The sequence below is a fragment of the Streptomyces sp. NPDC085932 genome, from assembly GCF_044540525.1.
Lineage (GTDB): Bacteria > Actinomycetota > Actinomycetes > Streptomycetales > Streptomycetaceae > Streptomyces > Streptomyces levis.
On record NZ_JBITSJ010000005.1, the window covers coordinates 575,692 to 590,755 of the forward strand.

The 15,064-nt window shown below is 74.2% G+C and carries 10 protein-coding genes and 1 pseudogene; 8 read left to right on the top strand and 3 right to left on the bottom strand.

Features of this window, described 5'->3' with window-relative positions; translation table 11 throughout:
- Positions 1 to 135: 135 nt before the first annotated feature.
- Entirely contained in the window at positions 136 to 576 is a 441-nt protein-coding gene (locus ACIGAQ_RS26675) for a pyridoxamine 5'-phosphate oxidase family protein (protein WP_362281294.1), read from the top strand.
- A gap of 65 nt (positions 577 to 641) precedes the next feature.
- Here ACIGAQ_RS26675 and ACIGAQ_RS26680 read toward each other — a convergent pair whose 3' ends face one another.
- Together ACIGAQ_RS26680 and ACIGAQ_RS26685 are read right to left on the bottom strand one after the other, a co-directional pair.
- The gene (locus tag ACIGAQ_RS26680; protein ID WP_399786911.1) at positions 642 to 2,393 is read right to left on the bottom strand and encodes an ABC transporter permease subunit; all 1,752 of its coding nucleotides are present in this window, start codon (positions 2,391 to 2,393) and stop codon (positions 642 to 644) included.
- A gap of 13 nt (positions 2,394 to 2,406) precedes the next feature.
- Entirely contained in the window at positions 2,407 to 3,924 is a 1,518-nt protein-coding gene (locus ACIGAQ_RS26685; protein ID WP_399786914.1) for an ABC transporter substrate-binding protein, read from the bottom strand.
- 189 nt (positions 3,925 to 4,113) lie between these two features.
- Between ACIGAQ_RS26685 and ACIGAQ_RS26690 the strand changes: the two are divergent.
- From ACIGAQ_RS26690 to ACIGAQ_RS26705, 4 genes and pseudogenes are all read left to right on the top strand, one after another.
- Positions 4,114 to 4,404, top strand: a pseudogene (locus tag ACIGAQ_RS26690) (DUF2236 domain-containing protein); the annotation flags it as partial.
- 68 nt (positions 4,405 to 4,472) lie between these two features.
- The gene (locus ACIGAQ_RS26695; protein WP_399786917.1) at positions 4,473 to 6,716 is read left to right on the top strand and encodes a tetratricopeptide repeat protein; all 2,244 of its coding nucleotides are present in this window, start codon (positions 4,473 to 4,475) and stop codon (positions 6,714 to 6,716) included.
- A gap of 141 nt (positions 6,717 to 6,857) precedes the next feature.
- A complete protein-coding gene (locus ACIGAQ_RS26700; RefSeq protein WP_399786920.1) occupies positions 6,858 to 8,435 on the top strand; it encodes a phytoene desaturase family protein in 1,578 nt (525 codons plus the stop codon).
- A 95-nt stretch (positions 8,436 to 8,530) separates the two neighbouring features.
- Positions 8,531 to 8,722: a DUF2795 domain-containing protein gene (locus ACIGAQ_RS26705; protein WP_311679029.1), complete on the top strand. Its 192-nt coding sequence runs from the start codon at positions 8,531 to 8,533 to the stop codon at positions 8,720 to 8,722.
- A gap of 126 nt (positions 8,723 to 8,848) precedes the next feature.
- On the opposite strand, the gene ACIGAQ_RS26710 is transcribed toward ACIGAQ_RS26705, so the two are convergent.
- Positions 8,849 to 10,630 carry a serine hydrolase gene (locus ACIGAQ_RS26710; protein ID WP_399786923.1) on the bottom strand — a complete coding sequence of 594 codons (1,782 nt, stop codon included), beginning with the start codon at positions 10,628 to 10,630 and terminating at the stop codon, positions 8,849 to 8,851.
- A gap of 162 nt (positions 10,631 to 10,792) precedes the next feature.
- Between ACIGAQ_RS26710 and ACIGAQ_RS26715 the strand changes: the two genes are divergently transcribed.
- Genes ACIGAQ_RS26715 through ACIGAQ_RS26725 form a run of 3 tightly spaced genes read left to right on the top strand, consistent with a single transcriptional unit; the run spans position 10,793 to position 15,015 of the window.
- On the top strand, positions 10,793 to 11,905 hold the full coding sequence (locus ACIGAQ_RS26715) for a nitronate monooxygenase family protein (RefSeq protein WP_311679025.1): 1,113 nt from the start codon (positions 10,793 to 10,795) through the stop codon (positions 11,903 to 11,905).
- A 5-nt stretch (positions 11,906 to 11,910) separates the two neighbouring features.
- Entirely contained in the window at positions 11,911 to 13,461 is a 1,551-nt protein-coding gene (locus tag ACIGAQ_RS26720; RefSeq protein WP_399787171.1) for an acyl-CoA synthetase, read from the top strand.
- A 51-nt stretch (positions 13,462 to 13,512) separates the two neighbouring features.
- On the top strand, positions 13,513 to 15,015 hold the full coding sequence (locus tag ACIGAQ_RS26725; protein WP_399786926.1) for an acyl-CoA synthetase: 1,503 nt from the start codon (positions 13,513 to 13,515) through the stop codon (positions 15,013 to 15,015).
- Positions 15,016 to 15,064: the final 49 nt, after the last annotated feature.

Here is a 15,064-nt window from a genome sequence, read left to right on the forward strand (position 1 = left end):
CCGGGTGAGCCGGAGTCCGCCGAGGGGGTCCTTCGTCACCCGGCCGAGGGCCGATGGGCCCTGGTCCGGCACGGTCGCCCGCCCCAGGATGAGATCACGCAGCACGGCGGCACCGGACGAGAGACGAGACGGCGGATGGACCCGAACGACGGATTCCGTGAACTGGGCAGGCAGGAGTGCCTGCGGCTGATGGCCCAGGTGCCCGTGGGGCGGATCGTGTTCACCCGGCGGGCCCTGCCCGCCGTACGTCCCGTCACCTTCGGCCTGGCCGCCGACGGCTCGGTCCTGCTGCGCACCTCGGTGACGTCCGAGCTGGTGAGCGCCATCGCCGGGGCGGTGGTCGCCTTCGAGGCCGACGCGTTCGACGCGCGCACCCGGGCCGGCTGGAGCGTGGTGATCACCGGCACGGCCACCCTGGTCACCGACCCGGCCGAGCACACCCGGCTGCTGCGGGAGGGCCCGCCGTCCTGGGTCCCGGCCCCGGACGAGGTCTTCGTCCGCGTCGCGCCGGAACTCGTCACCGGGCGCGAACTGGCCGGTGGACGCACCCTCCACGGAGTCGAGCTGACCTCCTGACCGGCCGGGGGCCGGGCCGTGGAGGCGGAGGCGGCGTCCGGTCGGCCCCGGAGGCGTGCGGCCCGCTACCCGTCCTTCCCCCGTCCCAGCGCACTGCCCGTCACCGCCAGTACGGACAGCACCACCAGCGCGGCGGCGGGGCCGAGGACGGTCCAGGGGGCCAGTTCGGCGTACGGCTGGTTCTCCGACAGCAGGCGGCCCCACTCGGGGGTGGGCGGCTGTTCGCCCAGGCCCAGGAAACCGAGCGAGGCCAAGACCAGCACCGTGGTGGGCAGCCGCAGCAGGGCGTTGCGCAGCAACGGCGGCACCACCGCGGGGAGCAGATGGCGGCGCAGCAGGTGCAGCCGCCCCGCGCCGAGAGCCACCGCCGCGGCGATGTGACCGCCTGCGCGTTCCTGTTCGAGCAGCGCCGCGGTCTGGGCGGCGTAGGGGCTCCAGCCGACCACGCACACCGCGCAGGCAGCGCCCCACACCGACGGCCCGGTCACGCCCGTGACGAGCAGCCCCGCGAGGACGGCGGGCAGGGTCGACACCACTTCGGTCGGGCCGGCGCTCAACCGCGGTGCCATGCCGAGCAGGAGCCCGGCGAGCGCGCTGACGGCTGTCACGGCGAGGGCGACACCGGCCGTGCGCAGCGCCCCGTGGCCCAGCCGGGCCAGCAGATCCCTGCCCAACGCGTCCGTACCCAGGGGGTGTTCGGGGGACGGGGCCAGCAGCCGCGCGGCCGTGTCGACCTGGAGGGGGTCGCGCAGCAGGCCCGCCGCGACGAGCGCGAGCAGGGCGAGCGCGCAGGCCGCCGTGGTCCAGCGCAGGAAGCGCGGCACGGTCAGCGGGGGCCGGTGCAGGGCCGGCAGCGCGCCGTCCCGCAGGGGCCGGCCGAGGAGCGCGTGGCGCAGGGCCCGGATCAGGGCGCCGGCGCTCACCCCGAGCAGGACCAGGGCCAGGGTGGCCGTCTGCAGCACCGGGAGGTCCTGGGCGACGGCGGCCTCCAGGGCGAGCCGTCCGAGTCCCGGGATGTTGAAGATCTTCTCCACCGCGACCGCGCCGCCGACCAGGGCCACCACGGTCGGCAGCAGCTGCGGCAGCACGCCGGGCAGGGTGCGGCGCACCGCGTCGCGGGCGATGTGCCCGGGTGGGAGCCCGGCGGCGTGGGCCGTGCGGGCCCAGGGTTCGTGGAAGGCGGCCGGCAGCGCCTGGTCGAGCAGCCCGCCGAGCATGGCACCCGAGGGGACGCCGAGGGCGAGCGAGGGCAGCACCATCGACTGCGGCCCCTCCCACCCACTGGACGGGAACCACCCCCACCACACCCCGCACACCGTCGCCAGCACCGAGGCGAGCAGGAACTTCGGCAGGGCGGCCAGGACGGCGGCCGTGCCGCCCGCCCGGTCCTGCCGCAGCCGCCGCCGCGAGCCGAGGACGACCGTACGGGCACAGATCAGTCCGGTCACCAGGACCGTGACGGCCAGCGCGCCCAGCATCAGCGTCAGGGAGACCGACAGAGCGGTGGCCACCTGCGGCAGGATGGGCTCGCCCGACACCCATGAAACGCCCGCGTCCCCGCCCGGCAATCCGCCCAGCCAGTGCGCGAGGTGCGCGAACGGTCCCTCGTCCAGCCCCAACTGCCGGCGTACGGCGTCCAGTTCCGCGGGGGTGGGGTTCTGGTCGGCGGAGCGGGCGCGCAGCACGGTGCGGGCCGGGTCCGCACCGGACAGCCACGGCAGCAGGGCCACCGCGCCGAGCAGCGCGGCTGCGGCGAGGACCCGGCCGGCCGCGGTGGGCCAGACGGGGGGACGGGCGGGGGCGTGGGCGACGCTCACGGGTGATCCGGGCCTAGTCGAGGTGCGTGCCGACGTCGATCAGGGAGCGCTCGCGCGGGTCGAGGATCACGCCCTCGACATCCGACGCGATGCCCTGCACGGCCTGCTCGTGGACGAGCGGCACCACCGCGTCGGTGCGCAGGATCTCCGCCTCCGCCTTCATGACCTTCTCCCGGCGGCGCTCGGTGTCGCTCTCCCCGGCGGCGGCCCGGATGGCCTCGTCCACCGCGGAGTCCTTGAGGCCGGCGATGTTGTAGACGCCCTCGCCGGTGAAGTCGCTGGCGAGGTAGTCGACCGCGTCACCGGTGTCCAGGAGCGTCACCCGGGAGAAGACGAGGGCGTCGTACTTCCCGGCGAGGAGGTCGGACTCCATCTGCGTGTACTCGCGCACGTCCTGCTTCACCGTAAACCCGGCCCGCTCCAGCTGCTGCTGGAGCACGGTCGCGGCCTCGGGCAGCTCGGCCCGGTTGGTGTAGGTGGCCAGCCGCAGCGTCCTGCCCCTGGTCGCGGTCTTCACCCGGGCGGCGGGCGTGGCCTCGGCGCGGCCGGTCACCTTCACGCGCCGGTCGGCGGCCCAGCCCACGGCGGGCCCGAACAGGCCTTGTGCGGGATCGGCGTAACCGCCGAAGACGGAGTCGACCAGCGCGGAGCCGTCGACGGCCTCGCGGGCGGCGGCGCGCAGCCCGGCGTCGGCGAACAGGCCGCTGCGGGTGTTGAGGATCAGGCTGTCGGTGCGCACCGACGGAACCTCGTGGCGGGTCGCACGGTCGAGCAGCTTCGCCTGGGCGGTGGGGATCCACTCGGCGATGTCGGCCTCGCCGCCGCGCAGCGCGTTGGCGCGGGCCGTGCCGTCCGCGATCCAGCTCACGTCGATCCCCGGGGCCTTGGCCCTGCCGCCCCAGTAACCGTCGTAACGGTCCAGCGTCGCCTTGGTCCTGCCGCCGAGCCGTGTGATCTCGAAGGGGCCGGTGCCGGTGCCGACCGGGCTGACGGTGCCGTCCTTCGCGTAGGCCTTCGCCGACAGGATCGCCAGCGCGGGGCTGGCCAGGCGCAGCGGCAGCACCGGGTCGGGGGACTTCGTGGTGAGGGTGACGGTGTCGGCGTCCACGGCCTCGGCGGTGAGGCTCACGTCGCTCAGGACCCGGGGCCTCGGCTCGGCCGCGTTCGCGTGGTCCAGGGCGTCGACGACGGACCGGGCCGTGAGCTTCGTGCCGTCCTGGAACGTGGCCGGGCGCAGTTCGAAGGTCCAGGTGGTGTCGTCGTCCTGCTGCCAAGACTTCGCCAGCGCGGGCTCGGCCGTACCGTCCCGGCCGAGCGCGGTGAGGCCCTCGGCGACGGACAGCTTGCTCAGCACGGTGGCGTCGTTGCTGTACGGGGAGAGCGCCTGGACCGGCGGCACGGCCAGCGCGACCCGCAACCGCCCGCCCGGTCCCGCCCCGGCACCGTCGTCGCTGTCGCCCGGTGCGAAGCAGCCGGCCAGCAGCGGCGTGAGGGCGAGCGCCGTGACGAGGGCGCGGGAGGTGGTGCGCATGTCGGATCCTGTCGTGCGTGAGGCGGGGCATGCCGCTGCGGCCCGGTCCCGGGCTCGATCGGCCGCGCCAGCATATAAGGGCAGCCTTACCAACCTTCCGCCGGGTGGATGAATGCTCAACTACTGGACGGTGGTGCCGGCCCCGACGCCGAACCGGGGGGTTGTGACCGGCTGTTCGGGCCGAAGGAGGACGACTGCCCGGTCCGTTCTCCGACGCACCCGCCGCTCGTACCGGCGCGCGAAGCGCTGTGGCAGCGCGTGGCACATCTGGCGTACGCCTCCCTGCCGCCGTGCGCCCACAAGCCGTACGGCGGAGCGGCCCCCGAAGCCGCCACCGTCACCGGGCAACCGCGCCTCACACGCCTCCTGCTGCGCCGTGTTCCCGCACGTGTGCGGGGGCAACTCCCTCCGGAACACCTCCTGCGCGCGCCGGCTCGTCCCGGCCCCCACGCGCGTCCGGCACCGTACAAACTCGGATGACGGGCCGCCATACTGGACGGGCCAGGGGCGGGGCGGGCGAACGGCTACCGGGGGGAGCGTCGCGCGACATGGGGGACACCAGGCTGATCCACGGCCGTTACCGGCTGCTCGATCTGATCGGGCGCGGCGGCATGGGCGAGGTGTGGCGGGCACGGGACGAGTCCCTGGGCCGGCACGTCGCCGTCAAGTGCCTCAAACCGCTGGGCCCGAACCACGACCACGCCTTCACCCGCGTCCTGCGGGAGCGGTTCCGCCGCGAGGCCCGGGTCGCCGCCGCCCTGCAGCACCGCGGCATCACCGTCGTCCACGACTTCGGCGAGTCCGACGGCGTCCTCTACCTCGTCATGGAGCTGCTCGACGGCCGCAACCTCAGCCAGCTCCTGGAGGACAACAAACAGCACCCGCTGCCGGTCCCCGACGTCGTGGAGATCGCCGAACAGGTCGCCGCGGCGCTGGCCTACTGCCACGAACAGGCCATCGTGCACCGGGACCTGAAGCCCGCCAACATCGTGCGGCTCGGCGACGGCACGGTGAAGATCTGCGACTTCGGCATCGCCCGCCTCGGCCACGACATCGGCTTCACCTCGCGCCTGACCGGCACCGGCATCGCCATGGGCACCCCGCACTACATGTCGCCCGAGCAGATCGGCGGCACCGAGGTCGACCAGCGCAGCGACCTGTACTCGTTCGGCTGCGTGCTGTACGAGATCGCCACCGGCGTACCGCCGTTCGACCTCGACGACGCCTGGGCGATCCTGGTCGGACACCGCGACACCCCGCCCCGGCCGCCGCGCGAGCACCGCCCCGGACTGCCCGGCTACCTGGAGCGGGTCATCCTGGACCTGCTCGCCAAGGAACCGGCCGAACGGCCCGGCGACGCCCGCGAGCTGGCCCGCAGAATCAGCGCCCACCGGGCCGCCCCGGTGTATGTGCCGGCCGTCGTGGCACCCCGTCCCACTGCCGACGCGCCGGCGGGTGCGGGCCGGCTGCCCTCCTGGACGCACGGGATGACCACCGGCCGCAGGGCCGCCGGCACGGGACTGCGCACCGCGCCGGACCCGGCGGCCGCACTGTCCGGCGAGTGGGTCGCGCGGCCCGCCACCGGCCCCGTCGGGGAACCCGTCCCCGAGAAGCGGCCCACCCCGTCCCCCGAGGTCCTCGACGCCCTGGCCGGCCGGCACAACGCCGGCCTCAGCCTCGGCCGGCTCGGCCGCTGGACGGAGGCGGGGGAGGTGCACCGGGCGGTCGCCGCCGAACGCGAGCACCTCCTCGGCCCCGACCACCCCGACACCCTCGCCAGCCGCTACGAGATCGCCTTCACCCTCAGCCGCACCGGCCGGGCGCCGGACGCCCTGCGCGAGTACAAACGCGTCACCGAGGCCAGGATCCGCACGCTCGGCGCCGACCACCCCGACACCCTGGCCGCGCGCCAGGAGATGGCCTACGTGCTGGGCCGGCTGGGCCGCCCCTTCGACGCCCACCGCGTCTACACGTCGGTCCTCACCGCACGCGAGCGCACGATGGGCCCCGACCACCCCGACACCCTGCGCTGCCGGCACAACCTCGCCTTCAACCTCAGCCGCCTCGGCCGCCTGGAGGACTCCCACCGCATGGCCCGCGAGGTGGCCGCCGCGCGCGCCCGGGTGCTCGGCCCCGATCACCCCGACACCCTGGTCACCCGCTACGAGGTCGCCTACGCGCTCGGCCAGCTGGGCCGCTGGGCCGAGGCGCTGCAGACCTACCGGGAGGTCGCCGAGGCCCGCGCCCGCGCCCTCGGCCCCGACCATCCCGACACGCTCGCCGCCCGCCACGAGATCGGCATCAGCCTCGGCCGCCTCGGCCGCAGCGCGGAGGCCCTCGACCTCTACACCGTCCTGGCCGCGGACCGCGGCCGGGTCCAGGGCCCCACGCACCCGGAGACCCTGCGCGCCCGGCACGGGCGGTGCGTCAACCTCGGGCGGCTCGGGCGCTGGGAGGAGGCCCTCGCCGAGTCCCGCGAGGTGAGCACCGTCCGCGAACAGGTCCTCGGCCCCGACCACCCGGACACCCTGGTCAGCCGTCGCGAGGTGGCCGTGGGCCTGGGCTGGCTGGGCCGCTGGGGCGACGCGCTCACCGAGTACCGGCGGGTGGCCGCGGCCCGCGAACGCGTCCTCGGCGCGGACCACCCCGACACCCTCGCCAGCCGCAACGACGAGGCGCACTGCCTCCAGCAGCTGGGCCACGCCACGGAGGCGGCGGAGCTGTACCGCAGGGTGGCCACCCTGCGCGACCGGCGAGCATCCGGCGGCCGGCGGGCAGCGAGCGGCTCCTGACCTCCACCGCGCCGCCCCCGGCGTACGTCTCGGCGCACCTCTCGCCGGACCCGGGCCTCCGACCGATCCGGCCCTCAGCCCGGCCGCCGGAGGTGCCCGGCTTCTCTGGCCGACCGGGATCACCCCGTGTTACGAAGAACCATGACCGCACCCCTGGGACCCCGCGCACACCGGACGTACGACGCCGTCATCGTCGGCGGTGGCCACAACGGCCTGGTCGCCGCCGCCTACCTGGCCCGGGCCGGCCGCTCCGTGCTGGTGCTGGAGCGGCTGGACCACACCGGCGGAGCGGCGGTCTCCACCCGTCCCTTCGCGGGCCTCGACGCCCGGCTCTCGCGCTACTCGTACCTGGTCAGCCTGCTGCCGAAAAAGATCGTCCGGGACCTCGGCCTCGACTTCCGGGTGCGCACCCGCACCGTCTCCTCCTACACCCCGGCCGAACGCGATGGCCGGCCCACCGGCCTCCTCGTCGGCGGCGGTGAGCGGCGGACCAGGGAGGCCTTCGCCCGGCTCACCGGCTCCGACCGCGAGTACCGGGCCTGGCAGGACTTCTACGGCATGACCGGCCGCGCCGCGCAGCGGATCTTCCCGACCCTCACCGAGCCGCTGCCCACGCGCGAGGAGCTGCGCGGCCGCCTGGACGACGACAAGGCCTGGCGGACGCTGTTCGAGGAGCCGATCGGCATCGCCGTCGAGGAGCACTTCGACGACGACCTGGTGCGCGGCGTGGTCCTCACCGACGCGCTCATCGGCACCTTCGCCGACGCCCACGACCCCTCCCTGAAGCAGAACCGCTGCTTCCTCTACCACGTGATCGGCGGCGGCACCGGTGACTGGGACGTGCCCGTCGGCGGCATGGGCGCCCTCACGGACGCGCTCGCCGGCGCGGCCCGCGCCGCCGGCGCCGTCCTCGCCACCGGCCACGAGGTGCTGCGCATCGCCACGGACGGCCGCACCGCCGAGGTCACCTACCGCACGGCCGACGGCGAGGGCACGGTCGCCGCCCGGCACGTCCTGGTGAACGCCTCACCGCAGGCCCTCGCCGAGCTGACCGGCGCCACACCGCCCGCCCCCGCCGAGGGCGCCCAGCTGAAGGTCAACATGCTGCTCACGCGGCTGCCCCGGCTCCGCGACAGCTCCGTCGACCCGCGCGAGGCCTTCGCCGGGACCTTCCACATCGCCGAGGGCTACGAGCAGCTGGCCACCGCCCACGCCCAGGCCGCCGCCGGCGAACCCCCCGCCGCGCCGCCCTCCGAGATCTACTGCCACTCGCTCACCGACCCGACGATCCTCGGCCCCGACCTGGCCGAGCGGGGCTACCAGACGCTCACCCTGTTCGGCCTGCACACCCCGGCCCGCCTGTTCGCGCGGGACAACGACGCCGTTCGCGAGGACCTGCTGAAGTCGACACTCGCCCAGCTCGACGCGCATCTCGCCGAACCCCTCGCCGACTGCCTGGCCACCGACGCCGAGGGCCGCCCCTGCATCGAGGCCAAGACCCCGCTCGACCTGGAACGCGACCTGGGTCTGCCCGGCGGCAACATCTTCCACCGGGAGCTCAGCTGGCCCTACGCGCAGGACGGCACCGGCCGCTGGGGCGTGGAGACCCCGCACGCGAACGTCCTGCTGTGCGGGGCGGGCGCGGTGCGCGGGGGCGGTGTGAGCGGGGTGCCGGGGCACAACGCGGCGATGGCGGTACTGGAAAGCCGAACGGACTGAATCGCACGCCGATCGAGGGGCACTCCGACAGGACGAAGAGATCCGTACCCGCCGGCCGCCCCACGCGGACGGTCGCACCACCCCGGGAGGCCCTCATGGCCGAGCTCAGCCCGACCGATCTCCAGAAGGCCCTCAAGGGCATGGACTACCCCACGGACAAGCAGCACCTGGTGGAGCGTGCCCGCAGCAACCACGCCGACGAGAAGGTCGTCAGCACCCTCGACGGCCTGAAGGAGAACCGCTTCGACGGCCCGAACGAGGTGCAGAAGGCCGTCTTCAACCAGTGACCCGGAATCCGTGACCCGGTATCCGTGACCCGGTCCGCTCGGTGACCCGGAGCCCGCGACCGGCACGACCCGGTCCACCCGGTCCACCTGGTCCACCCGGTCCACCCGGTCCCGGGACCGTCCGTCTCAGTCGGCCGACGGCGTCCAGCCCACCGCCTCGATCCGAGCCGCGTCCGCCGGGCGCGCCTCGTCGAACAGGACGCCGCCGGCCGCCGTCACGCGGGGCGCGTCCACGTAACAGCCCCGGCCCACGTACAGCCGGTCCGTCGTGTACCGCCAGCGCAGCGTCAGGGCCCGGGCGGCGGGCAGACCGGCGGTGAGCCGGTGCCAGACGCGGCCGGACCAGCCGGTGACCGACCCGGACGGGTGCGGCTGCGGGTCGGCGCCGCGGCGCGCGGTCGTGAAGGGCACCGGCTGCCAGGCCGTGCCGCCGTCGGTGGAGGCCTCCAGAACCAGGGCGTCGGCCTTCGGCTCGGTGTCCCACCACAGCGCGCAGTCCAGCCGGGCACTGCCGGAGGAGGTGTCGAGCGAGGGGAGGGTGAGCGTCGCCGTCGAGGCGACCGCCATGCCGGAGAACCAGGCCGTGCGGCCCCGCGCCGGACGCACCGGCACGGCCCGTGCCAGATGGTTCGCGGCCGCCACGCGGGGCGCCGAGCCGGAACGCCAGCTGCGCACCGGGTGCACGGAGTTGCCGAGCACGACGAGGAACGAGTCGGTCGTCGGGTCGAGCACCAGCGAGGTGCCCGTGAAGCCGGTGTGCCCCGCGCTGCGCGGCGTGGCCATCGCGCCCATGTACCAGTGCTGGTAGAGCTCGAAGCCCAGGCCGTGCTCGTCCCCGGGGAAGGCGGTGTTGAAGTCGGTGAACATCAGCTCCACCGACTCCGGCCGCAGGATGCGCGCCCGTCCGTAGACGCCGCCGTTGAGCAGCGTGCGGCCGAGGACCGCGAGGTCCCACGCGTCGGAGAAGACGCCGGCGTGGCCCGCGACTCCGCCCAGGGAGAAGGCGTTCTCGTCGTGCACCTCGCCCCACACCAGGCCCCGGTCCAGGCCGGACCACGGTGGGCGCGCGTCCTCCGTCGCCGCGATCCTCGGCCGCCAGGAGGCAGGCGGGTTGTAGCGGGTGCGGCGCAGGCCGAGCGGCGCGGTGATCTCGTCCCGCAGCAGCGTGTCCAGGGCGCGGCCTGTGACCCGCTCGAGCACCAGCTGGAGCGAGATGAGGTTCAGGTCCGAGTACAGATAGGCCGTGCCCGGCGCGCTGACCGGCTGCTCGTCCCAGATGCGCCGCAGCTTCTCCTCGTACGTGGGCGCGGTGTACAGCGGGATCCAGGCCCGGAATCCCGAGGTGTGCGTGAGCAACTGGCGGATCGTGATGTCCTGCTTGCCGGCGCGCCCGAAGTCCGGCAGGTACGAGGCGACCGTCGCCTCCAGGCCGAGCGCACCCCGCTCGATCTGCTGCACCGCGAGGATCGACGTGAACAGCTTCGACACCGACGCCAGGTCGAAGACGGTGTCCTCGGCCATCGGGATCTGCCGGTCCGGCGGGAACTCCACACCGGTGTCGGTCTTCTCGTCGTAGGCCCGGTACCGCACCGCCGTGCCGATGGGCCGGTGCAGCGCCACGGTGCCGCCGCGGCCGGCGAGCAGGACGGCTCCGGCGTACCAGGGGTGCGTGGGGGAGGGGCCGAGGAACGCCTCGGCGTCGGTGACGAGGCGGCGCAGGTGGGAGGCGAGCAGTCCGGCGCGGGCGGCGGAGCCGCGCCGCAGCGTGGGCCGCGGGCCCCCTGCCGCCGGGGCGGCTCCGGCCGGTCCGGCCGGCAACGGGGCGAGGGCGAGCGCACCGCCCAGGGCCAGTCCCGCCCGGCCGAGTTGACGCCGGGTCAGTTCGCCGTTCGCCGGTCTGTCGGTCACCGCGTACCCCTTCGCCTCAGCCGTCTCGCACGTCCCCCGGAGTATGTCCGCCGCACACCCATGCGAACCGGCCACGGGCCGGGGAAGCCGGATACGGGCTGGATCTGACGGAGCATCAGAAAAGCTCTTCCGTCCTCCGGGGTACTCCGGCATCCTGCGCCCATGCAGACGGAGCTGAGCCAGCAACTGGGAATCGAGCACGCCGTCTTCGGCTTCACGCCGTTCCCCGCCGTCGCCGCGGCCATCAGCCGCGCCGGCGGCCTCGGGGTGCTCGGCGCGGTCCGCTACACCGCCCCGGACGAACTCGCACGCGACCTGGACTGGATCGAGGCGCACGTGGACGGCCACCCCTACGGCCTCGACGTCGTGATGCCGGCCAGGAAGGTCGAGGGCGTCACCGAGGCCGACGTGGAGGCGATGATCCCGGAGGGGCACCGCCGGTTCGTCCGGGACACCCTCGCCAAGCACGGCGTACCGGAACTCGCCGAGGGCGAGGCGGCCGGCTGGCGCATCACCGGCTGGATGGAGCAGGTCGCCCGCAGCCAGCTCGACGTCGCCTTCGACTACCCGATCGGACTGCTGGCCAACGCCCTCGGCTCCCCGCCCGCCGACGTCATCGCCCGCGCCCACGACCGGGGCGTCCTCGTCGCCGCGCTCGCGGGCAGCGCCCGGCACGCCGTCAAGCACAAGGACGCCGGGATCGACATCGTCGTCGCGCAGGGCTACGAGGCCGGCGGCCACACCGGGGAGATCGCCTCCATGGTGCTCACCCCCGAGGTCGTCGACGCGGTCGCCCCGCTGCCCGTGCTGGCCGCCGGCGGCATCGGCAGCGGACAGCAGGTGGCCGCCGCACTCGCCCTCGGCGCTCAAGGCGTGTGGCTGGGCTCCCTCTGGCTGACCACCACCGAGGCGGATCTCCACTCACCCGCCCTGACCCGCAAACTCCTCGCCGCGGGATCCGGCGACACGGTCCGCTCCCGCGCCCTGACCGGCAAACCGGCCCGGCAGTTGCGCACCGAGTGGACCGACGCCTGGGACGACCCGGCCGGGCCCGGACCACTGCCCATGCCGCTGCAGGGCCTGCTGGTCGCCGAGGCCGTCTCGCGCATCCAGACGTACGAGGTCGAACCGCTGCTCGGCACCCCGGTCGGGCAGATCGTCGGGCGGATGACCAGCGAACGCAGCGTCCAGCAGGTCTTCGACGACCTCACCCGCGGCTTCGAGAGGGCCGTGGACCGCATCAACCGCATCGCCGGAAGGAGGGGCCGGTCGTGAGCACGGTGAGCACACCCCCGGCGGGCTTCTGGGCCCAGGCCGCACAGGACCCGGACCGCACGGTCCTCGTCGGACCCGACGGGCAGGAGTGGACGGCGGGACGCCTGCACACCGCCGCCAACCGGCTCGTGCACGGCCTGCGCGCGGCCGGGCTGCGCCGTGGCGACACCTTCGCGGTGGTGCTGCCCAACGGCGTCGAGTTCCTCACCGCCTACCTGGCCGCCGGCCAGGCCGGGTTCTACCTCGTGCCCGTCAACCACCATCTGGTCGGCCCGGAGATCGCCTGGATCGTCTCCGACTCCGGGGCCAAGGTCCTCCTCGCCCACGAGCGCTTCGCCGACGCGGCCCGCGCGGCCGCCGACGAGGCGGACCTGCCGGGCACCCACCGGTACGCCGTCGGCACCGTCGAGGGCTTCCGCCCGTACGCCGAACTCCTCGCCGGGCAGCCCGCGTCGCCGCCCGCCGACCGCACCCTCGGCTGGGTCATGAACTACACCTCGGGCACCACCGGCCGCCCCCGCGGCATCCGCCGCCCGCTGCCCGGAAAACCACCGGAGGAGGCCTACCTCGGCGGCTTCCTCGGCATCTTCGGCATCCGCCCGTTCGACGACAACGTGCACCTGGTGTGCTCGCCGCTCTACCACACGGCCGTGCTCCAGTTCGCCGGCGCGTCCCTGCACATCGGGCACCGGCTGGTCCTGATGGACAGGTGGACCCCCGAGGAGATGCTCCGGCTCGTCGACGCCCACCGCTGCACCCACACCCACATGGTCCCCACCCAGTTCCACCGGCTGCTCGCCCTGCCCGACGAGGTGAAGGACCGCTACGACGTCTCCTCCATGCGGCACGCCATCCACGGCGCCGCCCCCTGCCCCGACCACGTCAAACGGGCCATGCTCGACTGGTGGGGCCCCTGTGTGGAGGAGTACTACGCGGCCAGCGAGGGCGGCGGCGCCTTCGCCACCGCCGAGGACTGGCTCAAGAAGCCCGGCACCGTCGGCAAGGCCTGGCCCATCAGCGAACTCGCGATCTTCGACGACGACGGCAACCGGCTGCCGCCCGGCCGGCTCGGCACCGTCTACATGAAGATGACCACCGGCGGCTTCTCGTACCACAAGGACGAGGCCAAGACCCGCAAGAACCGCATCGGGGACTTCTTCACCGTCGGCGACCTCGGTCTCCTCGACGAGGACGGGTATCTCTTCCTGCGCGACCGCAAGATCGACCTGATCATCTCCGGCGGGGTCAACATCTACCCGGCCGAGATCGAGTCGGCCCTGCTCGCCCACCCGGCCGTCGCGGACGCCGCCGTCTTCGGCATCCCGCACGACGACTGGGGCGAGGAGGTGAAGGCCGTCGTCGAACCCGCCCCCGGACACCGGCCCGGACCGGCCCTCGCGGCCGACCTCCTCGACCACTGCGCCCACCGCCTCGCCGGGTACAAACGGCCCCGGAGCGTCGACTTCATCGCCGAGATGCCCCGCGACCCCAACGGCAAGCTGTACAAGCGGCGGCTGCGCGAACCGTACTGGGCGGGGCGGGACCGCGGCATGTGAACGGACGCGGTGCCTTGACCCGCCCCGGCGGTGAGCCGAGGATCATGTGCCATGACGACGCCCGGACACGGCAGCACGGTAGACGGAGTCCTGCGGCGCAGCGCCCGGCGCACCCCGGCGCGCGTCGCGGTCGAGTACGGCGACCGCACCTGGACGTACGGCGAACTCGACTCCGCCGTCTCCCGCGCGGCGAGCGTCCTCCTCGGCCAGGGGCTCGCGCCCGGGGACCGGGTCGGCGCCTACGGCCACAACTCCGACGCCTACCTGATCGCCTTCCTGGCCTGCGCCCGGGCGGGCCTGATCCACGTCCCCGTCAACCAGAACCTCACCGGCGACGACCTCGCGTACATCGTCGGCCAGTCGGGCAGTTCCCTGGTCCTCGCCGACCCGGACCTGGCCGGCCGGCTCCCCGGCGGCGTACGGACCTTGCCCCTGCGCGACGCCGACGACTCGCTGCTCGCGCGGCAGGACGGGGCTCCCGCGTACGACGGGCCCGAGCCGCGCACCGAGGACCTCGTGCAACTGCTGTACACGTCCGGGACGACCGCCCTGCCCAAGGGCGCGATGATGACGCACCGGGCCCTGGTGCACGAGTACCTGAGCGCGATCACCGCCCTCGACCTGAGCGCGGGCGACCGCCCCGCGCACGCGCTGCCGCTGTACCACTCGGCGCAGATGCACGTCTTCCTGCTGCCCTACCTCGCCGTCGGCGCGACGAACATCGTCCTCGACGCACCCGACGGCGACCGGCTCCTCGACCTCGTCGAAGCCGGCCGTGTGGACAGCCTGTTCGCCCCGCCCACCGTGTGGATCGCCCTGTCCCACCGCCCCGACTTCGCCACCCGCGATCTCAGCGGTCTGCGCAAGGCCTACTACGGGGCGTCGATCATGCCGGTCCCGGTCCTCGAACGGCTGCGGGAACGCCTGCCGGACCTCGCCTTCTACAACTGCTTCGGCCAGAGCGAGATCGGCCCCCTGGCGACCGTCCTCGGCCCGGAGGAGCACAAGGGCCGCATGGACTCCTGCGGCCGGCCCGTCCTGTTCGTCGACGCCCGGGTGGTCGACGAGGACGGCAACGACGTTCCCGACGGCACCCCGGGCGAGATCGTCTACCGTTCCCCGCAACTGTGCGAGGGCTACTGGGACAAGCCCGAGGAGACCGCCGAGGCCTTCCGCGACGGCTGGTTCCGCTCCGGCGACCTCGCCGTGCGCGACGCCCACGGCTACTACACGATCGTCGACCGGGTGAAGGACGTCATCAACTCCGGCGGGGTCGTCATCGCCTCACGCCAGGTCGAGGACGCGCTGTACACCCATCCCGGCGTCGCCGAGGCGGCCGTCGTGGGCCTGCCCGACGAGCGCTGGATCGAGGCCGTGACGGCGATCGTCGTCCCGCGCGGGGACGTCACGGAGGCGGAGCTGATCGACCACGTCAGGCAGCGGCTCACGCCGTTCAAGGCGCCGAAGCGGGTGGTGTTCGTGGACGAACTCCCGCGCAACGCCAGCGGGAAGATCCTCAAGCGCCGGCTCAGGGACGAACTCGGCAGGCACTAGCCCGGCGAGGGACCACGCTTGTGCCGGACCGTCCCGGGCGCCAGGATCG

Bases quoted from the DNA above. Each gene is read 5' to 3' on its own strand.
- ACIGAQ_RS26675 (WP_362281294.1), top strand. From the start codon at position 136: ATGGACCCGAACGACGGATTCCGTGAACTGGGCAGGCAGGAGTGCCTG.
- ACIGAQ_RS26685 (WP_399786914.1), bottom strand. From the start codon at position 3,924: ATGCGCACCACCTCCCGCGCCCTCGTCACGGCGCTCGCCCTCACGCCG.
- ACIGAQ_RS26695 (WP_399786917.1), top strand. From the start codon at position 4,473: ATGGGGGACACCAGGCTGATCCACGGCCGTTACCGGCTGCTCGATCTG.
- ACIGAQ_RS26700 (WP_399786920.1), top strand. From the start codon at position 6,858: ATGACCGCACCCCTGGGACCCCGCGCACACCGGACGTACGACGCCGTC.
- ACIGAQ_RS26705 (WP_311679029.1), top strand. From the start codon at position 8,531: ATGGCCGAGCTCAGCCCGACCGATCTCCAGAAGGCCCTCAAGGGCATG.
- ACIGAQ_RS26715 (WP_311679025.1), top strand. From the start codon at position 10,793: ATGCAGACGGAGCTGAGCCAGCAACTGGGAATCGAGCACGCCGTCTTC.
- ACIGAQ_RS26725 (WP_399786926.1), top strand. From the start codon at position 13,513: ATGACGACGCCCGGACACGGCAGCACGGTAGACGGAGTCCTGCGGCGC.